Origin of the sequence: Mucilaginibacter sp. OK283, assembly GCF_900110415.1 — a bacterium.
Classification (GTDB): domain Bacteria; phylum Bacteroidota; class Bacteroidia; order Sphingobacteriales; family Sphingobacteriaceae; genus Mucilaginibacter.
Genome location: NZ_FODR01000001.1, coordinates 668270 through 689643 on the forward strand (window position 1 = coordinate 668270; position 21374 = coordinate 689643).

At 44.2% G+C, this 21374-nt stretch carries 19 protein-coding genes; 15 read left to right on the top strand and 4 right to left on the bottom strand.

The features are described 5' to 3' along the window. Positions 1–404: 404 nt before the first annotated feature. The 8 genes from aspS to BMX56_RS02885 all read left to right on the top strand — a co-directional run bounded on the left by aspS (position 405) and on the right by BMX56_RS02885 (position 6951). A complete protein-coding gene (gene aspS / locus BMX56_RS02850) occupies positions 405–2150 on the top strand; it encodes an aspartate--tRNA ligase (protein WP_090640446.1) in 1746 nt (581 codons plus the stop codon). 64 nt (positions 2151–2214) lie between these two features. Further along, positions 2215–2691, top strand: a complete 477-nt coding sequence (locus BMX56_RS02855; protein WP_090640450.1) for an FKBP-type peptidyl-prolyl cis-trans isomerase — start codon at positions 2215–2217, stop codon at positions 2689–2691. Positions 2692–2871: 180 nt separating this feature from the next. Further along, positions 2872–3351, top strand: coding sequence for an FKBP-type peptidyl-prolyl cis-trans isomerase (locus tag BMX56_RS02860; RefSeq protein WP_177183694.1), 480 nt, complete (start codon positions 2872–2874; stop codon positions 3349–3351). A gap of 98 nt (positions 3352–3449) precedes the next feature. Then, a complete protein-coding gene (locus BMX56_RS02865; protein WP_090640457.1) occupies positions 3450–3911 on the top strand; it encodes an FKBP-type peptidyl-prolyl cis-trans isomerase in 462 nt (153 codons plus the stop codon). Positions 3912–4035: 124 nt separating this feature from the next. Continuing rightward, entirely contained in the window at positions 4036–5331 is a 1296-nt protein-coding gene (locus BMX56_RS02870) for an amidohydrolase (protein WP_090640461.1), read from the top strand. Positions 5332–5433: 102 nt separating this feature from the next. Further along, positions 5434–5940: a nuclear transport factor 2 family protein gene (locus BMX56_RS02875; RefSeq protein WP_090640464.1), complete on the top strand. Its 507-nt coding sequence runs from the start codon at positions 5434–5436 to the stop codon at positions 5938–5940. A 24-nt stretch (positions 5941–5964) separates the two neighbouring features. Beyond that, the gene (locus BMX56_RS02880; RefSeq protein ID WP_090640467.1) at positions 5965–6630 is read left to right on the top strand and encodes a hypothetical protein; all 666 of its coding nucleotides are present in this window, start codon (positions 5965–5967) and stop codon (positions 6628–6630) included. A gap of 6 nt (positions 6631–6636) precedes the next feature. Then, positions 6637–6951, top strand: coding sequence for a low molecular weight protein tyrosine phosphatase family protein (locus BMX56_RS02885; RefSeq protein WP_090640472.1), 315 nt, complete (start codon positions 6637–6639; stop codon positions 6949–6951). A 44-nt stretch (positions 6952–6995) separates the two neighbouring features. Here the strand turns inward: BMX56_RS02885 and BMX56_RS02890 are convergent, their stop codons facing one another. After that, positions 6996–8336, bottom strand: a complete 1341-nt coding sequence (locus BMX56_RS02890) for a carboxypeptidase-like regulatory domain-containing protein (RefSeq protein WP_090640478.1) — start codon at positions 8334–8336, stop codon at positions 6996–6998. After that, positions 8326–8898 (bottom strand): RNA polymerase sigma factor, encoded by a 573-nt coding sequence (locus tag BMX56_RS02895; protein WP_090640481.1) that lies wholly within the window; start codon positions 8896–8898, stop codon positions 8326–8328. Before BMX56_RS02895 ends, BMX56_RS02890 begins: the two co-directional genes overlap by 11 nt. An 80-nt stretch (positions 8899–8978) precedes the next feature. Between BMX56_RS02895 and BMX56_RS02900 the strand changes: the two genes are divergently transcribed. Continuing rightward, positions 8979–10931: a vWA domain-containing protein gene (locus BMX56_RS02900; protein ID WP_090640487.1), complete on the top strand. Its 1953-nt coding sequence runs from the start codon at positions 8979–8981 to the stop codon at positions 10929–10931. Positions 10932–11191: 260 nt separating this feature from the next. On the opposite strand, the gene BMX56_RS02905 is transcribed toward BMX56_RS02900, so the two are convergent. Beyond that, positions 11192–12022, bottom strand: a complete 831-nt coding sequence (locus BMX56_RS02905) for a mechanosensitive ion channel family protein (RefSeq protein ID WP_090640489.1) — start codon at positions 12020–12022, stop codon at positions 11192–11194. Between the two features lie 459 nt (positions 12023–12481). On the opposite strand from BMX56_RS02905, the gene BMX56_RS02910 reads away from it, so the two are divergent. Further along, complete coding sequence (locus BMX56_RS02910) at positions 12482–14383, top strand: beta-N-acetylhexosaminidase (RefSeq protein WP_090641641.1); 1902 nt, start codon at positions 12482–12484, stop codon at positions 14381–14383. Positions 14384–14418: 35 nt separating this feature from the next. Here the strand turns inward: BMX56_RS02910 and BMX56_RS02915 are convergent, their stop codons facing one another. Then, positions 14419–15771, bottom strand: coding sequence for a 3-deoxy-D-manno-octulosonic acid transferase (locus BMX56_RS02915; RefSeq protein WP_369829624.1), 1353 nt, complete (start codon positions 15769–15771; stop codon positions 14419–14421). A gap of 119 nt (positions 15772–15890) precedes the next feature. On the opposite strand from BMX56_RS02915, the gene BMX56_RS02920 reads away from it, so the two are divergent. The 5 genes from BMX56_RS02920 (at position 15891) to BMX56_RS02940 (ending at position 21157) form a co-directional block, all read left to right on the top strand. After that, positions 15891–17204 (top strand): UDP-glucose dehydrogenase family protein, encoded by a 1314-nt coding sequence (locus BMX56_RS02920; RefSeq protein WP_090640497.1) that lies wholly within the window; start codon positions 15891–15893, stop codon positions 17202–17204. Further along, positions 17204–18187 (top strand): UDP-glucuronic acid decarboxylase family protein, encoded by a 984-nt coding sequence (locus tag BMX56_RS02925; protein ID WP_090640500.1) that lies wholly within the window; start codon positions 17204–17206, stop codon positions 18185–18187. The genes BMX56_RS02920 and BMX56_RS02925 overlap by 1 nt, the downstream gene beginning before the upstream one ends. Positions 18188–18323: 136 nt before the next feature. Further along, positions 18324–19346: a UDP-glucose 4-epimerase GalE gene (galE, locus tag BMX56_RS02930; RefSeq protein WP_090641643.1), complete on the top strand. Its 1023-nt coding sequence runs from the start codon at positions 18324–18326 to the stop codon at positions 19344–19346. Positions 19347–19361: 15 nt separating this feature from the next. Next, entirely contained in the window at positions 19362–20414 is a 1053-nt protein-coding gene (gene rfbB / locus BMX56_RS02935; protein WP_090640504.1) for a dTDP-glucose 4,6-dehydratase, read from the top strand. Positions 20415–20416: 2 nt separating this feature from the next. After that, entirely contained in the window at positions 20417–21157 is a 741-nt protein-coding gene (locus BMX56_RS02940) for a tyrosine-protein phosphatase (RefSeq protein WP_090640507.1), read from the top strand. Positions 21158–21374 lie beyond the last annotated feature (217 nt).

Genomic DNA, 21374 nt, shown 5'->3' on the forward strand with positions numbered 1-21374 from the left:
CCCGGATCAGGTGTAGCCCCCCCGCCCCCCTGAAGGGGGAGTAAGTAGGCTAAAGGCTGGCTTTAAACTAAAAACTCCCCCTTTAGGGGGCTGGGGGGCATGGGTTTGATCTCAGCCTGTCTTTCAGTTTGGTTAAAAACGCATTATAGTTCGTTTTTAGATACACCAAAGCAAGGCACCCCTTGAGAATTATGGGGCAAAGATAGTTTTTTAGTCGGAAAGTCAAAAAAGTCGGGAAGACGGAAAGTCCGAAAGAAAAGATTAGCAATTAGCGATTTGGTCAGAAGGTGGAAAAAAAAGCAGAGTAAAATTTCAGCAATATTCAATCTTTCGGACTTTCCGTCTTCCCGACTTTCGGACTTCGAACTAAAAACTTACTTTTGCAAACTTTTATAAATATTGTTATGCTAAGAACTCATACCTGCGGCGAATTAAATATCAGCAACTTAGGCCAAACAGTTACATTGTGTGGCTGGGTACAAAAATCGCGCGATTTGGGCGGCACCACATTTATTGATGTGCGCGACCGTTATGGTTTAACCCAACTTGTTTTTAATACGGATACTGATGCCTTGCTGCGCGAAAAAAGCCGCGAGCTTGGCCGTGAGTTTGTGATACAGGTTACCGGCAAGGTGCTGGAGCGATCAAACAAAAACACAAAAATACCAACCGGCGAAATTGAAATTGCTGTAGTCGGTTTAGAGATATTGAACTCGGCTAAAATTCCGCCGTTCCTGATAGAAGACGAAACTGATGGCGGCGAAGAGCTGCGTGCCAAATACCGCTACCTTGATTTACGCCGTGCGCCTGTTCGTAATAACCTTATCCTGCGCCACAAAATGGCACAGGAAATACGCCGCTATTTAAGCGACATTGATTTTTTGGAGGTAGAAACCCCGGTACTGATCAAATCGACCCCGGAAGGAGCACGCGATTTTGTGGTGCCAAGCCGCATGAACCCGGGCGAATTTTACGCGTTGCCGCAATCGCCGCAAACATTTAAACAATTGCTGATGGTAAGCGGGTTCGACCGTTATTTCCAGATTGTAAAATGTTTCAGAGATGAAGACCTGCGTGCCGACCGCCAGCCAGAATTTACCCAGATTGACTGCGAGCTATCGTTCATTACCCAGGAGGATATCCTGAATATTTTTGAAGGCCTTACCCACCACCTGTTCACCACGGTAAAAGGTATCGACCTTGGCGATTTCCCACGGATGCAATATGCCGACGCGATGCGCCTTTACGGTTCTGATAAACCGGATGTAAGGTTCGGGATGGAGTTTGTAGAACTGAATGATGTTGTAAAAGGTAAAGGCTTTGGCGTATTTGACAACGCCGAACTGGTTGTGGGTATCAACGCCAAAGGCTGTGCAAGCTACACCCGTAAGCAATTGGATGAAATTACCGAATGGTTAAAACGCCCACAAATTGGCGTAACCGGCATGATATATTGCCGTTATAACGAAGATGGTACTTTAAAATCATCGGTTGATAAATTTTATAGCGAAGATGAGCTAACCAACTGGGCAGCTGCATTTGAAGCCGAGCGCGGCGATTTAATGCTGGTACTGGCCGGCAATGCCGATAAAGTACGCAAGCAACTGAACGAATTGCGCCTGGAAATGGGTAGCCGTTTAGGCCTGCGCGATAAAAATAAATTCGCACCGCTTTGGGTGCTTGATTTTCCGCTGCTGGAGTGGGACGAAGAAACCGAACGTTATCATGCCATGCACCACCCCTTCACTTCGCCAAAACCAGAAGATATTGCCTTGCTGGATACCGATCCGGGGGCTGTACGCGCCAACGCGTATGATCTGGTTATTAACGGCACTGAAGTTGGCGGCGGATCCATAAGGATCCATGACCGCGCTATGCAGTCATTGATGTTTAAGCACCTGGGCTTTTCGCCCGAAGAGGCGCAAAAGCAATTTGGCTTTTTGATGGATGCCTTTGAGTATGGCGCACCTCCGCATGGTGGTTTAGCCCTTGGGTTTGATAGGCTGGTATCTATTTTTGCCGGGTTAGATTCTATCCGCGATGTTATCGCTTTCCCTAAGAACAATTCGGGTCGCGATGTGATGATCGATTCGCCATCAAGCATCGCCGATACACAGCTTAACGAGCTTAAGATTAAAACAACAGTATAAGATTTTTAAATTGTAGCGTTTATATTAGTTAAACCGTATAGGTGCTAAACTGATCTGAATAAAAATGAAAAAACTTCTGCTATTGTTGCTGCTACCCGTTGCACTGTTTTCATCGTGCCTGAAATCGAATAATAACGTGGTGCCTTTTGATGCCGCCAAACAGGCCGCCGCAGATGAAACAATCATCCAGGCCTACCTTGCAGCACATACCGAAATTCATGCGGTAAAAGATACAACCGGTGTTTACTACCAGATAATTACCCAGGGTACCGGTGCTAACCCTGCTTTAACAACTACAATTACAGCGGCTTATACCGGCAAGTTAACCAACGGGACTATATTTGACTCGAGCACCAACCTGGTGTACCGCTTAAATGGCCTGATACCAGCATGGCAAATTGCATTACCCTACCTTAAAACAGGCGGGCAAATGCTGATAATAACCCCATCGCGCTACGCCTATGGTAATGCGCAGGCCGGCATTATCCCTGCAAATTCAGTACTGATATTTTCTGTCAATTTAACAGCGGTAGCCAATTAGCCACGGTTTTTGGTACAACGCGAATAAAAAACAGTGCTCTGTTTGCTATTATAATACGGTTTCGATTGTATATTTACGACGGTGTTTTTGCCAGAATTAAAATACCTGCCTAAATAAGTTTTCGCAATTTGCAACGTTTAGTGTTTTTAACCCTATTAATGTTAACTGATCTGTATGAAAATGAAAAAACTTTTATTTTTAGTTCTATTTCCCTTAGCCATCTATTCGCTGTCGTCGTGTTCAAAAGCAACCGATCCAACAATAACAGCAGCAATACAGCAGGCTGCCGACGATGATGCTGCCATTAAAGCTTATCTTTTGGTGCATCCCGAAATTACCGGTGTAAAAGATACGTTAGGTTGTTACTACCAGGTAGTTTCTACTGGCGCAGGAGCTTATCCTACGGCTACAACCACGATTAAAGGAACTTACACCGGTTCGTTGCTTAACGGAACTGCATTTGCCACAAATGCCTCTGTTAGCGCCCCGTTGAGTAGTTTGATTTATGGATGGCAGATAGTTTTACCTCACGTACCTATAGGATCGAAAATTATTATGCTGATACCATCCATTTACGGGTATGGTACCTCGGGCTCAGGAGCAATTCCTGCAAACGCTGTATTGAGGTTTGATGTAGACCTTTCGCCTCCGGGAGCTTAAGCCAGTAATTATAAAATACCGGGCCCGGGATAATCATCGCCGGGCTTTTTTTATGGCGATAATTGAGTAGTTTTAAACGCCCGGATTTTAAAAATGATATGAAGAACCTATTGTTAGTACTATTTATTTCTGTTATCGCCTTTGCATCCTGTAAAACAGCTCCCAATGTTGATGCAGTGAAGCAGGCCAGGATCGACGATTCGCTTATCAGGGTTTACCTTTCCAACAATCCGGTTGTGAAGGCTGTGAAAGATTCGTCGGGCCTGTATTACCAGGTTGTTAAGCCAGGTACAGGGGCTACAGCTACTATTAATTCAACCATTACAGTAAACTACCAGGGCAAACTGCTTAACGGCCCGCCGTTTGATTCGGCAAATGGCTATTCGTCGCCCTTAAACAAGTTGGTAAAGGGATGGCAAACAGGCATTCCGCACATCAAAGAAGGCGGCAATATCATATTGTTCGTGCCATCGGCTTTGGGCTATGGCGGCGCATCGTTAGGCCCCATTCCGGCAAATTCGGTGCTCGTTTTTGATATTGATTTAACCGCAGTAAAGTAACCTGTTGACAGCCCCGGGGTTACCATCATTTTGAGTTGAATAGGCATCAGCTTCAAATTAAACTCGGCACATTAAAATATCCGGTGTTTTGTTACTATATTAACGGTTCAAAAACTTGCCGCCTATGAAATTATGCATCGTTCCTGTTTTTTTACTATTTACAACACCAATATTTGCCCAGCAAACGCAAGTAAATATTAAAGCCGATGCCCTTAAAGACCAGGTAATTGTCTGGCGCCGCGATTTTCATGAACATCCCGAATTGGGCAACCACGAGGTGCGCACTTCGGCAATTATTGCCAAACACCTGCAGTCGTTGGGTATTCAGGTGCAAACTGGCGTAGCTACAACAGGGGTTGTTGGTATTTTAAAAGGCGGTAAGCCGGGCCCTGTAGTTGCTTTGCGGGCAGATATGGATGGCTTGCCGGTTATTGAACGTACAGATGTGCCTTTTGCCTCAAAGGTAAAAACCACTTATAACGGCCAGGAGGTTGGCGTAATGCACGCCTGCGGGCACGATTCGCACATGGCTATTTTAATGGGTGTGGCCCAGGTGCTCTCGGGCATGAAAAGCGAGTTGCACGGAACTGTTAAATTTATTTTTCAGCCTGCCGAAGAAGGGGTAGAGCCCGGCCAGAAAGGCGGCGCCGAAGAAATGGTGAAGCAAGGCGTGCTGGAAAACCCCAAAGTTGATGTAGTATTTGGCCTGCACATCAATTCGCAAACCGAGGTTGGCAAAATAGCGTATCGCCCGGGCGGTACAATGGCTGGTGTTAATGATTTGCAGATCATCGTAAAAGGGCGGTCGGCACATGGGGCCTACCCATGGTCGAGCGTTGACCCGATTGTGGTCTCGGCCGAGATCATCAATAACCTGCAAACTATTGTGAGCCGCAATATAAACATAACCGAAAACCCGGCGGTGGTAACCATTGGCGCCATAAAAGGCGGTAACCGGTCGAACATTATCCCCGAGAGTGTTGAAATGCTGGGTACATTGCGTTCATTAACTCCGGCAGACGAAAAGATGCTGGTTGAGCGCGTTAAACAAATAGCCACAAAAACGGCCGAAGCACAGGGCGCTACTGCCGAGGTGAAGATTCCGTACAGCAGCCATTATCCGGTTACTTATAACGATCCGGCGCTTACCCAGCAAATGCTGCCCAGCCTGAAAAAGACGGCAGGTGCCGAAAATGTACTGCTTCGCCCACCCGTTACCGGGGCCGAAGATTTTAGCTTTTACCAGGAAAAAGTGCCCGGCATGTTCATTTTTTTAGGAGGAATGCCTAAAGGCGCCGACCCACTTAAAGCGCCATCGCACCATACCCCCGATTTTTATATCGACGAAAGTGGCTTTACCCTGGGTGTAAAAGCGCTATGTAATTTAACGCTGGATTATATGAATGCTAAAGGAAAATAAATATGATATGCTTTTTAATCAGATATTTATCTTTTAAATAGACGATTGATGCTTAACTTTATAAGCCCAAAAGCGTATGGCCAGGAATTTTAACAGCATAAGATGAGGAAAAGCATATTAACAATGGTGTACATAAGCTTGTTATTAATATTAATAACAGGCCAAAAAACCATTGCTGCGGATATGGCAGCCGAAGATACCGTAAAGAAAGTTAACCCGGAGGTGTTGCAAACCATCAATACTGTACTAAAAGCATCTTACACATTTGATATTGATAAGGTTACGGATATGTACGCCCCCAATGCCGTTGTTACCGACGAGCAAAACCCTTATTCGTGGAACGGGCAACTGGCCGGTGTACAGTGGGTAAACTCGGTGCAAAAGGCGGTTAAGGATTTTAAAATTCACGACTTTACCGTAAACATAAAAAAGATCAAGATTTTTCAGCAGACCGAAGAAGTCGCCTACCTGATAGTACCTGTTGAATACACCGGCACTGTTAACGGCGATCCGTTTAACGAAGAAGGGGCATTTTCCTTTGTGTTTCGTTACGTGAGCGGAAAATGGCTCATTAAAAGCCAGGCCTGGGTGCCCAAAAACGGATTGTAATTTAAACCTGAACACTCATACTTTATGGAATCTGAACTAATACAGTATAAGCATTTTAACGATGCCGCCCTGGCCAGCGCTCTTGTAGATGTGCTTGAAGAAGGCGGTATTGAATACGACGTGAAGGAAAGCAGCGCGGTATTTGACCCGGCTTTCAGGAGCAGCGATTTAACTGTTGAATACTCTGTAAAAATAAAACCCGAAGATTTTGAGCGTGCAAACCAGCTGTTGAACGATAAAGAGAAGGAAAACATAGGCCATGCAGATAAAGATCATTATTTATTTGGCTTTACCGATGCTGAACTGACAGACGTGCTGGCAAAAGCCGATGAGTGGAGCCCTTTTGATTACCAGCTGGCCCGTAAAATATTGCTTGACCGCGGTGTTACCATTAATGAAAAAATACTCACCGACCTTAGAACCGAACGCATGGAAGAACTAAGGGCAACTGACCCGCCACAAAACGTGTGGATAATTGTGGGCTATATATTTGCATTGGCAGGTGGTGTGTTAGGGATTTTTATAGGCTGGCACCTGTCTACATACAAAAAGACACTCCCGGATGGCGAACAGGTTTATGGATACAATGAAAACGACCGCAAGCAGGGGAGCCGGATTTTTTACCTATCGATAGCCGTTTTCGTGCTGGCCATCATTTATCGCATTTCGCCCGCATTTAAAGGAGAATAATTACCATTGGCCAACCTCCTTTTCATCTGCAGTAAAAACCAATGGCGCAGTCCAACAGCCGAGTTGTTGTTTAAAAATCACCCCGAACATACTGCTTGCTCGGCCGGTACCAGCGACAAGGCCCGTATTCGCATAACCCAAAAAATGATTGACCGGGCCGATGTTGTATTTGTGATGGAGCGTAGGCATAAACAGTTGCTTAACCAGCGTTTCAATTTAAACAATAAACAGGTAACCGTCCTTGATATTGAAGATAACTATCAATTTAACGACCCCGAACTGATAGAAATATTAAGGAATGTTTTAAGCGGATACCTATAAAATCAAATAGGTATTTTTTTCGTCTTGATTCTTGACTCCTGATTCTATTTCGTAGCGAATTTAACCTTAACGGTAACCTGCTCTGGTTTGCCGTTGCTGTTGCCTACCCAGGTTGGGCCGGCTTTTATCAGGTCGATAGCTTTTTGGTCGGCAACGGCCGAAAGACTTTTTTTAATCTTGAAATCGCTTAAAGAACCATCGGTGTTCACCGTAAATAGTACCGATACTGTGCCGGTGGCATCACCGTCGGCCGCAATAGCGTTTGCCTGCAGGTACTTTTTAAAGCCGGCCATTTCACCTTGCGGATGTGCGGCAACTGTTTTTGATGCCTTATCGTAACCAACTGTTGTTACCTCGGCAAGGGCGTCATTATCCGGGTTGAGTATTACTTTAAGGCTATCGCCGCGTTTTACGCTCACCTGCCTTGGCTGGTAGCCTATGGAAGCGATATCAAGCGTCTCTTTGTTTTTGGTAACCGGCATTGTAAAATAGCCGTTTACATCGGTCACTGTGCTTTTGTTGGTGCCCGAAATACGTATGGCAGCTCCAACAACCGGCATATTATCGCCTTTGCCTACAATAATGCCATTAATAGTACTATACCCAAACTGGGTTTTGGCATCTTTAGATGTAACTACCTCTAAGCCGGCAACTTTCCCAGTTAATTTAGATTCAATCGGGTTGGATGCTTTCTCACGGGCCTTTTTGGCAAGCAGCGCAAGGCTATCCGCTTTCGCCTTGTTGTCGTTATAATTCATCACCACCATTTCGCTTATGGAGCTGTTTTCCTGCTTAGGCTCGGCTGCTGGTTCGGCAACCTGGGGGACTTTTTTAAATACATCCCCGGCAGGGGCGGCACTTTTATTATCGTCGGCGGATATCTCCTGTTGATAAACCGATTTACCGGCAGCGTATTTCCGGGTAGCAGTCGGCCTGTCGGCACTGGTTAAAACAGGTTGTTTTGCTGCATTATTTGCCATTAGGGTTTCCTGCGTGGAATGAGGCGGCGGCGTTGCCACGGTATCTTTATTGACAACTTGTGTTTTATCTTTTTGTAACTCGGCCAGTTGCTTTGCTTGTTCCGGCGAGTTCCTCTTTATCCACAAGCCGCCAATGGTAAGCACAATAAGAACCGATGCCGCTATCGACCATACCTGCCATGATATTACCCGGCCCTTCTTTTGTTCGGTACGTTGTTGTAGTCTTGCGGTAAGGTCGGCAAGATTGGCCTGCTGGTCTTTCGGGGCCGATTCAAAACCTTCCAGCGCGTCCATTAAAAAAGGGTCGTCAAGGGCATCGTGCTCCAGCCGGTGCATAGCTTTGGCATCAAGTTCCCCGTTCAGGTACTTTCTTACTTGCAATATGTCGGCCTTTTTAATGTTCACTGCTCTTCTCCAGGCAAATTTTAAGATTACGTTTGCCGTTTTGTATATAACTTTTTACCTCGTTCAGGCTAAAACCTGTTACTTCGGCAATTTCTTTATAGCACTTTTCTTGTAAATAAAATAAATCGATGCTTTGTTTTTGGGCACCGGCCAGTTTATCAATGCATTGTTCCAAAGCTTTATAGGCTTCTTCGCGGTTATTATCATCATGATGCAGTAATGGGGTAAATTCCATAACATCATCTAAATTAATTACATCCAGCTTTTTGCCTGCTCTTAACTGCATTAAGCAATAATTGCGCCCCAATACATAAAGCCAGTTCCTGAATATGCTGATGTCGTGTTTTTTAACTTTTTCTACCAGTTCCTCAAAAATACCCATTACAGCATCTTTAGCGCCATCTTCATCTTTCAGGTATTTTAAACATACGCCGTAAACCAGGCCCATATATCGTTCATATAGTTGTCCTAAAACCGCAACATCGCCGTTTTTACGGTAAATGTTAAGCAGTTCGTCATCCGTTGATGTGCCTGTTTTGCCTGGTTTAATAAAATTGGTCATTAAAAAGGTGCAAAATAAATTTTTTTAACGGTTTATGGAAATTATCCTCCGCCTGCATCTTCATAAAAAAGCAACGAAGCATGAGAAAGTTAGTTTTAATTATTTTATTGTTTACCGGTTTAACTGGGTTTAAGCCGAACAGCAGCCACCGCATTAGCGGAACCGTATATGATAGTGCAGATAGTTTGGCTATACCCGGGGTATCGGTTGTGCTTAAAGGCACCGGTTATGGAACACAAACCGATGCCAAAGGCAATTATTCCATTATTGTGCCGGATGACAATGCCTTACTTACCTTCAGCTTTATTGGGTATACCACGCAGGATGTAAAAGCAGGTAAAGGCAACACGTTGAAAGTTTACCTTCATGCAACTTCAAACCGGTTAAGCGAGGTTGTGGTAACGGGTTATGGAGTACAAAAACGGAAGGTACTTACAGGAAGTGTGAGCACTATATCTGCAAAATCATACAATTCAAAGGGCTTAAGGGGCAAAGCCTCAGGCCATGTAACAATAGGAAATGCATCAGCTATGTATGATTACTCGACAAATGCTGGTGCTTTGAAAAGCTACCAGCCTTCTGTGATTACCGATGAAAGCTATAAAGGCATCGAAGAAAATGGTTTTAAAGCGGTATCGGCCGAGCCCCTCTCTACATTTTCTGTTGATGTGGATGCGGCTTCGTACAGTAACGTAAGGCGCTTTATCAATAACGGCCAGTTGCCACCGGCAGATGCCGTTAGGATTGAAGAAATGATAAACTATTTTAGCTATAACCTGCCCGGGCCAACAGATGGTGGCCCGGTGGCCATCCATTCCGAATTATCTGCAGCCCCATGGAACAGCAAACACCGCCTGCTGCGCATAGGCCTTAAAGCAAGAACAATAGCCACCGAAAAACTACCTGCATCAAACCTGGTGTTTTTAATAGATGTATCGGGATCAATGAACGAGCCTAATAAATTACCCTTGGTACAATCGTCATTAAAAATGCTGGTTAACCAATTGCGGCCACAGGATAAAGTTTCCCTGGTTGTTTACGCAGGCGCGGCGGGTGTAGTACTGCCTGCAACCGGCGGCGATAAAAAGGAAACCATTAACAATGCCATTGATAATTTAAGCGCGGGCGGATCAACGGCCGGCGGACAAGGCATTAAGCTGGCTTACCAGATTGCCAAACAAAACATTATGAAAAATGGCAATAACCGGGTGGTTTTGGCTACCGATGGGGATTTTAACGTAGGTGCATCAAGTGATGATGACATGCAAAAGCTGATTGAACGCGAACGGGAAAGCGGTATCTCGTTATCGGTTTTAGGCTTCGGCATGGGTAATTACAAGGATAGCAAGATGGAAACCCTGGCCGACAAAGGCAATGGCAACTACGCCTATATTGATAACATTACCGAAGCCCGCAAAACCCTGGTAAGCGAATTTGGCGGTACCTTATTTACTATTGCCAAAGATGTAAAATTACAGGTGGAGTTTAACCCCGCCAAGGTACAGGCCTACCGCCTGGTTGGTTACGAAAACCGGGTACTGGCCAAAGAGGATTTTAATGACGATAAAAAAGATGCCGGTGATATGGGCTCGGGCCACACGGTTACCGCTTTTTATGAAATAGTGCCCGCGGGGATAAAAGATGATTATTCGGCCAGCGTCGATCCGTTAAAATATCAGAAACCTAAACCGGTTGCCTATTCAAATGCTTCCGATGAAATGATGACCATCAAATTCAGGTACAAAGAACCAGCATCATTAAAAAGCAAATTGAGCCAGGTTACGGTTAAAGATGAGCCGATCAGCCTGAAATCAACATCAACAGATTTTAGGTTCGCCGCCGCTGTTGCCGAAATTGGCATGCTGCTGCGCGATTCGAAGTTTAAACAGAACTCCGGGTATGAACAGGCTATTAAAATGGCCCGCTCCGCCAAAGGCGAGGACGCCGAGGGGTACCGCGCCGAATTTATTAAACTGGCCGAAAGCGCCAGGCTGCTAAGCAAAACGGAGCTTGCTGCAAAAGGCGACGAGTAGGGGGCTCGAAACATAATTGCAATTAAATATCGAATAACGAATTTTGAATGTCCAACACCGAGGTTTTCTTTCCTTCATTATTCGATATTGGGCATTCGGTGTTCGATATTTAAGATGGGCGTAATTCTCTAACTTAACAACATCCGAGGAATGCCAAATAAACAATTGAAAAATCAACACCTATACCATATCAATCAAAAGCCCGGCAGTGTTTTGCCGGGCTTTGCTATGTATATAGTCGCTTTAAAGTTTAATTAAAATCAGGCTTTTGTTGTAGCACCAGCCACCTGGGTAATAAACAAATGTGGAGAGTGTATGCCTATTTTATGCTCATCAAAAGCCTTTTTGATAAGCTCCTGGGCGCCAAAAAGCACTGTCCAATAATCCTGTGCCTTTGTAAAGGGGCAAACACCAAGCCCAATTTTGCCTTCGTTTATTTTAGACAGGTTTACAACCGGAGAGGGATTGGCTAAAACAAGCGGGTGGCTAAGGCACGCGTCTATGGCAATTTTACGTACGGCGTCCATATCATTTTGTGGATCAATTTCCAATGATATATCTACCCGGATGCTGCCATGCCTGCTATAATTAACAATGGTATTGTTTGATACGGCCCCGTTTGCCAGTATAACGGTTTTGTTATCGGGCGTAAGCAATATGGTATTAAAAATCTGGATTTCGATAACTGCGCCGTTTTGGCCCTGCGAATCAATAATGTCGCCTACCTTAAATGGTTTAAAAATCAGGATAAGCACACCGCCGGCAAAGTTGGCCAGCGAGCCTTGTAACGCCAGACCTACTGCCAGGCCCAGGGCGCCAATAATGGCTACAAATGATGTAGTTTGAATGCCCAGCATACCGGCAACGGTTATCAGGAGCAAAACCCTTAGACCGGCCGTCATTACACTACCCAAAAATGTTTGAAGCGATACATCAATTTTTCCTTTGGCCATTGATGCGGTAAGTAACCGGCCTATCCATTTGATAATATAAAGGCCAATAGCCAATACAAGCGCGGCGCTTAATAAATTAACGCCAAAGGTGGTTAGCCATGCAATAATGGCTGTAGAGTAAAAAGAAACATTTTGCATAATAAGGATTGTTTGGGTTGATTAATTTGTTTTAGTGATTTTATAATGCTGCGCGTAAGGTTAATTTACCTCGTTAAGGTACATAATAAAAATAAAAAACACCGGGCAAACTAAAGATTAACAGCCCCTTAATATTAATATAAAACGCAATTGAATTTGTCCCGGCGGTTTTTTTAATTAGTTATAAAATAGTTTTTTTATGATTTAAATTGGGCATATAATTGCCGCATTAACGCACTTGTAGCATTGGCATAAAACTACCGCGCTATGGCGTACATTTTTAATTTTTATTGCCGATAAGTTAAACGTTCAGGGCTATACAGTCTACCATTTTTTTGATGTTAGCGGTATAATGGTGTGAAACACAATTTTTACCTGGAATACTTTTTAATATTATTTAAAAAGTATAATTTGCGTAACGTTTTCAATTATAAACGCTTTCAAAACCAAACTTTCTTTATGAAAAAATTATTCCTGTTACTCGGTTGCTGTGGGCTGCATTTTTTATCGTTTGGCCAGGCGCCTAATAATGCCTTGTCTATCATCCCCGAACCTGTTAAGGTTACTCAAAAAACGGGCAAATTTGTATTGCCTAAGATTGTTGTGTTGGAAACCGGCAACCAGGCCCAGCTGGCCCCTGTTATAGCGTACCTGAAAAAGAAGCTTGGCACTGCTGCTGGCACTGCTATTGCGGTAAAAAATATTGCACCAACGGCATCCATAAAGTTTGTTATAAATAAAAAAAATGACCCGCTAATTGGTGCCGAAGGTTATAACCTATCGGTAACTGCAAAAAAAGTGGTGATAAAAGCGAATGCGCCCGCCGGTTTATTTTATGGCGTGCAAACTTTTATGCAGTTACTGCCAAAGGAAATAGAAAGCAAAGAATTTGTGAAAGGTATTAAATGGACAGCCCCTGCGGTTGATATAACCGATTACCCAAGGTTTGAATGGCGGGGCCTGATGTTTGATGTTGCCCGCCACTTTTTTACCAAAGCCGAGGTGGAGCAGTATATCGATAACATGGTAAAATACAAGCTTAACCTGCTGCACCTGCACTTAACCGACGATGAAGGCTGGCGTGTAGAAATTAAAAGCCTGCCAAAACTAACTACCGTGGGCGCTTATAATGTAAAAAAAGTTGGGCAGTTTGGCACGTTTACCCCGCCGGCTGCTGATGAGCCTCGCACCTATGGCGGCTTTTATACCCAGGAAGATATAAAAGAACTTGTACAGTACGCCAAGGACCGTTTTGTTAATATTTTGCCCGAGGTTGATGTGCCCGGCCATAGCCTTGCCGCGGTTGTAGCTTATCCCGAACTTTCATGCACACCGGGCGCCGATAAATACGTGGTAAACTCCGGCGAGCCGTTTATGAACTGGAACGGGCCGCATAATACCGCCATTGTAGATAATACCCTTTGCCCGGCCAATGAAAACGTATACGTTTTTTTGGATAAGGTGATGACCGAAATTGCCCAGCTTTTTCCCTTTGGTTATATCCATGTAGGTGGCGACGAATGCGCTAAAAACTTTTGGGAGCAAAGCGAGGCTATTAAGGCGCTGATGGTAAAAGAAAACCTGAAAACCCAGCAGGAGGTACAAAGCTATTTTGAAAAACGGCTTGAAAAAATAGTAGAATCAAAAGGGAAAAAATTCATGGGCTGGGACGAGATACTGGAGGGGGGCCTTGGGCCTAATGCGGCTGTAATGAGCTGGCGTGGCGTTAAAGGCGGTATTGAGGCAGCTAAAATGGGCCACGATGTAGTAATGAGCCCAACCACGTTTGCCTACCTGGATTATATGCAAAGCGATGTAAACGAAACCAAAATTTACGCTAAACTACGCCTGAACAAAACTTATGAATATGAGCCGGTGCCCGATAGCGTAGATGCTAAACTGATAAAAGGCGCACAAGCCAACCTGTGGACAGAGCAGGTATACAACATACGCCAGGCCGAATATATGACCTGGCCGCGTGGTATGGCCATTGCCGAACTGGTATGGTCGCCTAAAGAGAAAAAAAGCTGGCCTTACTTTTTTGGCAAAGTTGAAAAACATTTTGAACGCTTTGACGAAGCCGAAACCAAATATGCTCCAAGTGTGTATGATCCTTCATTCAGCGCTACTAAAAATCCGGATAATACACTTAAAATAACCCTTACCAGCGAGGCACCCGGGTTGGATATCTATTATAGTTTTGATAACTCGTTCCCCGATAATTTTTATCCTAAGTACACGGCCCCTATTGATGCGCCTAAAGATGCCACGCAATTGAGGGTGATAACTTATCGTGGTAAAAAAGTAATTGGCCGCATGACAACCATGCCGTTGGCAGACCTGGCTAAAAAGGCAAAGTAGTTTCCTGAGCGCCCGGAATAAAATGGCCTGTGTTATCAGGTGGATGGCAGCGTTATGATATGGTCTAATATCATCTGGGTTGCTCCGGTATGCTCCCTTACATAATCACCTGCTTTTTTGCTTGTAATATTGTAAAAAGCGTCATCATTAACAAGCGTATCAACAATGCCTTTAAGTTGGTTAACATCACTGATGCTAAACCCGGCCTTTAAGGCGATAAGCTCCTTTGCCTCGTTAAATTTTTGATAATTAGGGCCGAAGATAACAGGTAAGCCAAACGCGGCCGCCTCTAGCGTATTGTGTATCCCTACGCCAAAACCACCGCCTATATAAGCGATGCTTCCATAAGCATACAGGGACGAAAGCATGCCGATATTATCAATAACCAGGGTGGTGGTTAAGTTGTGAGTCGTGAGCGGCGAATGCTGAGTGGTAAGCTCCTGATTTTGAGTTTTGAATTTTTCACCAGTTGTTGTTTCTTCGTGGTGTTCAAGAGTGCTTCGCAGTTTTGAATTTTGAATTAATTCGGAGTATCTGATTGCCGATTGTGCAGGTAACAAATTAACCAGGTCCTTTACCTTTTCCTCATCAATTTCATGGGGGGCAAAAATAAATTTCCAGTCGGGGTATAGTTCGGGTAGGGCGGCAAGCAAGGCTTCGTCCTGCGGCCAGGTGCTGCCGGCAATAAAAACTTTTTGGCCGTTTATAATTTCGGCAACATCGGGAATTTTTTTAGGATCCTGGGCATTGGCCCATACCCTGTCAAAGCGGGTATCGCCGCTAACGGTGGCGTTAGTTATACCAATGGATTGCAATAGCTGTTTCGATGCCTCATCCTGCAAAAAAAAGTGGCTTACAAAGCTTAATATTTTGCGGTGCAGGCCGCCGTACCATTTGAAGAACACCTGTTTAGGCCTGAATATTCCCGATACAATGTACAAGGGGACTTGTCTTTTATGCGTTTCCTTAAAAAAATGGTACCAATACTCGTACTTGGTAAAAACGGCCATTTCGGGCTGTATGGCATCAATAAATTGTTTGGCATTTTTTGCAGTATCCAATGGTAAATAGTACACAAAATCGGCAAGCGGCGTGTTTTTCCTGATCTCGTAGCCCGATGGCGAAAAAAAAGAAATCACTATCTTTTTGCCCGGATAGGTGGCCTTTATCGCTTCTAATATAGGCCTGCCCTGCTCAAATTCGCCTAACGATGCAAAATGAAACCAAATACTGCTGTCAATCCGTATAAGTTTTTGTTTTTTCCGGCCATTTATCCATTGGCTTGCTTTTTGATTAAATAGTGAAGCTATGTAAATGGATATAAAATAGAACCGTAACCCAATAGTATATAATAATATCATTTTAGCGTATGAATCGTATATTAGCAAGGCTTAAAATTAGTAACAAAAACCAATACTGTAATAATTAATCGCCCGGCGCGGATGAAACCTGTGTTTTGCATTATCGCGGGAACAAAATACTAAACACTTAAAAAAACAAATAAACTATGAAAATTGCTGTAATCGGTACTGGCTATGTTGGATTGGTAACCGGAACCTGCCTGGCCGAAACCGGAAACGAAGTTATATGTGTTGACATTGTAGAAGAAAAAGTAAACAAGATGCGTGCCGGCGAAATGCCGATTTATGAGCCAGGTCTCGATTTGCTGTTTACCAGGAACATTAAACAGGAAAGGTTAACGTTTACTACCAATCTTGCCGAAGCTATTGAGCCGGCAAAGGTTATATTTTTGGCCTTGCCTACGCCTCCGGGTGCCGATGGCTCTGCCGACCTGAGTTACGTGCTTGGTGCTGCAAAGGATATTGCAAAGCTTATTACCGAGTACAAGGTTATTGTAACTAAATCAACCGTACCCGTAGGTACCGCTGATAAAGTAACCGCGGTGCTAAAAGCCAATACCAATGTGCCTTTCGCGGTGGTATCAAACCCCGAGTTTTTACGCGAGGGTGTAGCCGTTGAAGATTTTATGAAACCGGACAGGGTAGTTATTGGTACCATGGACGAAAAGGCCCGCCAGATTATGGGCGATTTATATGCCCCGTATGTACGCCAGGGTAACCCTATCCTTTATATGGATGAACGCTCGTCTGAACTTACAAAGTACGCTGCCAATTCGTTCCTGGCCACCAAAATAACGTTCATGAACGAGATTGCCAACATGTGCGAGCTGGTAGGCGCCGATGTGGATATGGTACGTAAAGGCGTAGGCGCCGATGCCCGTATAGGCAAGCGCTTCCTGTTCCCTGGTGTTGGCTATGGTGGCAGCTGTTTCCCTAAGGATGTGCAGGCCCTTTCAAAAGCAGCCGAGGAAAATAAATATGAGTTCAAGATCCTTAACTCGGTAATGGAAGTTAACGAAACACAAAAAAGACGTCTGGTAGTTAAGCTGCGCGAGTATTATGGCGCCGATGGCCTTAAAGGCAAACACTTTGCCCTTTGGGGGTTGGCTTTTAAACCCGAGACCGATGATATCCGCGAAGCGCCGGCTTTATATATCATTGAGGACCTTATTGCTGCAGGAGCAACTGTAACCGCCTATGACCCGGAAGGCATGCCAAACGTTAAAAAATTGCTTGGCGATAAAATTGAATATTCAAAAGATAGGTATTCGGCCCTTGAAAATGCAGATGCGCTGCTGATTGTTACCGAATGGCCGGTTTTCCGTACCCCGGATTTTGATTTTATGAAAGAAAAGTTAAAAGCACCTGTTATATTTGACGGACGTAATCTTTACGATCTGGACAGGATGAAAGATTATGGTTTTTATTACAGCAGCATCGGACGTAAAGTAGTTAGTTAATGACAGAACGTAAAAGAATATTAATTACCGGGGCAGCGGGCTTTTTAGGCTCGCACCTTTGCGACAGGTTTATTAAAGAAGGCTATCATGTAATAGGCATGGATAACCTGATCACGGGCGACTTGCGCAATATCCAGCACCTGTTCAAACTTGAAAATTTTGAGTTTTACAATCATGATGTTTCCAAGTTTGTATTTGTTCCGGGCCAGCTGCATTATATCCTGCACTTTGCCTCGCCGGCAAGCCCGATAGACTACCTCAAGATCCCTATCCAAACTTTAAAGGTTGGATCATTAGGGACACATAACCTGCTGGGTTTGGCAAGGTCAAAAGGCGCCAGGATGCTCATAGCATCTACCTCTGAGGTTTATGGCGACCCGAACGTGAACCCGCAGCCCGAAGAATACTGGGGCAATGTAAATCCGGTTGGCCCAAGGGGTGTTTATGACGAAGCCAAACGTTTCCAGGAAGCTATTACCATGGCTTACCATACCTTCCACGGTTTGGAAACCCGTATCGTGCGTATTTTTAATACCTATGGGCCAAGGATGAGGCTGAACGACGGCCGGGTATTGCCTGCCTTTATAGGCCAGGCATTACGGGGCGAATCGTTAACCATGTTTGGCGACGGATCGCAAACCCGCTCATTTTGCTATGTTGATGACCTGGTTGAGGGTATCTACCGCCTGTTGCACAGCGATTACGCGCAGCCGATGAACATTGGCAACCCCGACGAGATCACTATAAAACAATTTGGCGAGGAGATTATTAAGTTAACTGGTACCGATCAGCAGTTGATCAGTCTGCCATTGCCTACGGATGATCCTAAACAACGCCGCCCTGATATTACCAAGGCCAGGGCCATTTTAGGCTGGGAGCCAAAAGTATCCCGGAGCGAAGGTTTAAAGATCACGTTGGATTACTTTAAATCGCTGCCCGAAACCGAAATAAATCATAAAGATTTTACTTACTATAATAAATAGTAAAAAATGGTCTTTCTGTAAACAATACCTAAACAACCACCTTTTAATAAAGTAAAAGGTGGTTGTTTAGTAAAAGAAGGTATGTAAATTCATCCATTTGCTTACCTTTATGGCTTACTATATACCCTACTTAAAAATGAAGATATTAGTGACCGGTGGCCTCGGTTTTATTGGCTCCCATACCGTTGTCGAACTGGTAAATGCAGGTTATGAACCCATTATTGTTGACGACCTATCGAACTCAGATCCTAAAATTTTAGATCAGCTGGCCAAAATTATCGGCTACAAACCGGTTTTTCATAAGCTCGACCTGTGCGACGAATCGGGCGTAAAAGCGCTGGCTGTTGCCGAGCCTAACGTTGCCGGTATCATTCACTTTGCTGCATTCAAGGCAGTAGGAGAGTCGGTTGAGAAGCCATTGAAATACTATCGCAATAATTTTTACTCGCTTATCAATTTACTTGACGCCTATTATGGCAAGCCGTTAAATTTCGTGTTCTCGTCAAGCTGTACCGTTTATGGCCAGCCGGCGCAATTGCCAGTAACAGAAGAAGCCCCTGTGCAGCCGGCTCAGTCGCCTTATGGCAATACCAAACAAATTGCCGAGGAGATTTTGAAGGATATGATAGCTTCTGGCACCAGTAGTTACAAAGTAGTATCATTAAGATATTTTAACCCGGTTGGCGCGCATGAAACCGCACTTATTGGCGAGTTGCCAATTGGCATACCGCAAAACCTGGTGCCTTTTATTACCCAGACCGCCATTGGCAAACGCGAAAAAATAACGGTATTCGGCAATGATTATGACACCCCGGATGGCAGCTGCGTGCGCGATTATATCCATGTGGTTGATTTGGCTAAAGCACACGTTGCTGCTTTAAAATTGGCCGAAAGTGAAAACTACCAGGGCTACGATGTGTTTAACCTTGGTACGGGACAGGGCAGTACGGTATTAGAAGTAATTCACGCTTTTGAAAAGGCCACCGGTGTAAAAGTAAATTACCAGATTGGCCCGCGCCGTGCCGGTGACGTGGAAAAGGTTTGGGGCGATGTAACCAAATCAACCAATAAACTGGGCTGGAAAACGGAGTTAGGCTTGGAAACAATGATGTCATCGGCCTGGGAATGGGAGAAATATATAGCTCAAAATCCGTTATAAACTAAAATTCAGCAAATGCGAAAAATCATTATTACGGGTGGTGCAGGTTTTATAGGGTCGCACGTGGTGCGCCGCTTTGTGAAAACGTACCCCAATTATAATATTATCAATTTAGATAAGCTAACCTACGCCGGTAACCTCGAAAACTTAAGAGATATCGAAAATGAACCTAATTACAGATTTGTTAAAGGGGATATTGTTGATCTTGCGTTTATAAATAATCTTTTTGATACCGAAAAACCGGATGCTGTAATTCACCTTGCGGCCGAATCGCACGTTGACCGCTCCATTACCAACCCGCTGGAATTTGTGATGACCAACGTGGTAGGTACGGTTAATTTATTGAATGCCGCGCGCGAAAGCTGGAAAAACCGTTATGATCAAACCCGTTTTTACCACGTATCAACCGACGAGGTGTATGGTACTTTGGGCGAAGACGGGATGTTTACCGAAGAAACCGCTTATGATCCGCATTCGCCATATTCGGCATCCAAAGCCAGCTCAGATCATTTTGTGCGGGCTTACCAGGATACTTATGGTCTAAATGCCGTAATATCCAATTGCTCAAACAACTATGGGTCATATCATTTTCCCGAGAAGCTGATACCACTTGCTATCAACAATATTAAACAAAGCAAGCCTGTGCCTGTATACGGAAAAGGCGAAAATATTCGCGACTGGCTTTGGGTAGAAGACCATGCGCGGGCCATTGATGTAATATTCCACAATGCCAAAGCCGGCCAAACCTACAACATTGGCGGCCATAATGAATGGAAAAACATCGACCTGATTAATTTGTTGTGTGCCATTTTGGATAAAAAACTGGGCCGTGCCGAAGGTGAATCGGCAAAGCTGATCACTTATGTTACTGATAGGGCAGGCCATGACCTGCGTTATGCTATAGATGCCACCAAACTAAAAACCGAGCTTGGCTGGGTACCAAGTATTACTTTTGAAGAAGGGTTGGAAAAAACCGTAGATTGGTACCTTGCAAATGAAGAGTGGCTTAGCCATGTAACTTCGGGTAGCTACCAGCAATATTACAAGGGGCAGTACAATAACCGTTAACTATGTTTGGTTTTTTTAAAAGCAAAAAGGAAAAAAAGGAGATAACTTTCAACTATGAGTCGATCATGGTTGATATGCACTCGCATGTTTTGCCGGGGATTGATGATGGGGCGCAAACACCGGAGGATTCCATAATCCTGATTAGGAAAATGATGGACCTGGGAATAAAAAAGATCATTGCTACCCCACACGTAATGATCGATTTTTATCGCAACACGCCCGAAACCATCGCCGCATCGCTTGAATTACTGAAAGCCGAACTGGTAAAAGAAAATATAGATATCCCGATTGAAACTGCTGCCGAACATTATTTTGATGAAACCTTTGAGGCTCGTGTAAATGAAGGCAAGCTTATGACCATGGGCGATAATTATGTGCTGTTTGAATTTTCATTTATCAACAAACCGCCCAATGTTATACCGGTTTTACAAAAAATGAACGATTTAGGATATAAACCCATTTTGGCCCATCCCGAAAGATACCCATATATGGACCTGGAGCAATACAAAAATATCAAGGGCTGGGGCTGTAGCATGCAACTAAACACAATATCGCTAACCGGTTATTACGGCCGCGATGTAAAAAAACAGGCAGAATTGTTGGTTGACAATGAGATGATAGATTTTATATCAAGCGACATGCACCATGAAAGACATGCACAGGCCCTCAAAGACGCCCTGCGCACTACTTACCTGGAGAAACTTATGTTTGATACCCCGTTGAAAAATAAGCTTCTTTTTTGACGGTAAAAATCTAAAAAATAAAGAATAAAGCCTGGGTTTTCGATGATCCAAATTTCAAAAAACAAATAGCAACTAATGAAAAGACGCTCTAACGGGCGTCTTTTTTGCTTATGGGCCCGTTTTTTTATTAGAAGCCGTGAGCTCAACTAAATTATGCTGACGGCCTGCCGCGCAAAAATCTTTACGTATCCCTTGCTATTTCAAAACATAATATATA

Coding starts and splice junctions, on each gene's coding strand:
- BMX56_RS02855 (WP_090640450.1), top strand. CDS start 2,215: ATGAAAAAACTTCTGCTATTGTTGCTGCTACCCGTTGCACTGTTTTCA.
- BMX56_RS02860 (WP_177183694.1), top strand. CDS start 2,872: ATGAAAAAACTTTTATTTTTAGTTCTATTTCCCTTAGCCATCTATTCG.
- BMX56_RS02940 (WP_090640507.1), top strand. CDS start 20,417: ATGTTTGGTTTTTTTAAAAGCAAAAAGGAAAAAAAGGAGATAACTTTC.
- BMX56_RS02895 (WP_090640481.1), bottom strand. CDS start 8,898: ATGACCAATTTTATTAAACCAGGCAAAACAGGCACATCAACGGATGAC.
- galE (WP_090641643.1), top strand. CDS start 18,324: ATGAAGATATTAGTGACCGGTGGCCTCGGTTTTATTGGCTCCCATACC.
- BMX56_RS02875 (WP_090640464.1), top strand. CDS start 5,434: ATGAGGAAAAGCATATTAACAATGGTGTACATAAGCTTGTTATTAATA.
- BMX56_RS02920 (WP_090640497.1), top strand. CDS start 15,891: ATGAAAATTGCTGTAATCGGTACTGGCTATGTTGGATTGGTAACCGGA.
- BMX56_RS02870 (WP_090640461.1), top strand. CDS start 4,036: ATGAAATTATGCATCGTTCCTGTTTTTTTACTATTTACAACACCAATA.
- BMX56_RS02900 (WP_090640487.1), top strand. CDS start 8,979: ATGAGAAAGTTAGTTTTAATTATTTTATTGTTTACCGGTTTAACTGGG.
- rfbB (WP_090640504.1), top strand. CDS start 19,362: ATGCGAAAAATCATTATTACGGGTGGTGCAGGTTTTATAGGGTCGCAC.
- BMX56_RS02880 (WP_090640467.1), top strand. CDS start 5,965: ATGGAATCTGAACTAATACAGTATAAGCATTTTAACGATGCCGCCCTG.
- BMX56_RS02865 (WP_090640457.1), top strand. CDS start 3,450: ATGAAGAACCTATTGTTAGTACTATTTATTTCTGTTATCGCCTTTGCA.
- aspS (WP_090640446.1), top strand. CDS start 405: ATGCTAAGAACTCATACCTGCGGCGAATTAAATATCAGCAACTTAGGC.
- BMX56_RS02905 (WP_090640489.1), bottom strand. CDS start 12,022: ATGCAAAATGTTTCTTTTTACTCTACAGCCATTATTGCATGGCTAACC.
- BMX56_RS02925 (WP_090640500.1), top strand. CDS start 17,204: ATGACAGAACGTAAAAGAATATTAATTACCGGGGCAGCGGGCTTTTTA.
- BMX56_RS02910 (WP_090641641.1), top strand. CDS start 12,482: ATGAAAAAATTATTCCTGTTACTCGGTTGCTGTGGGCTGCATTTTTTA.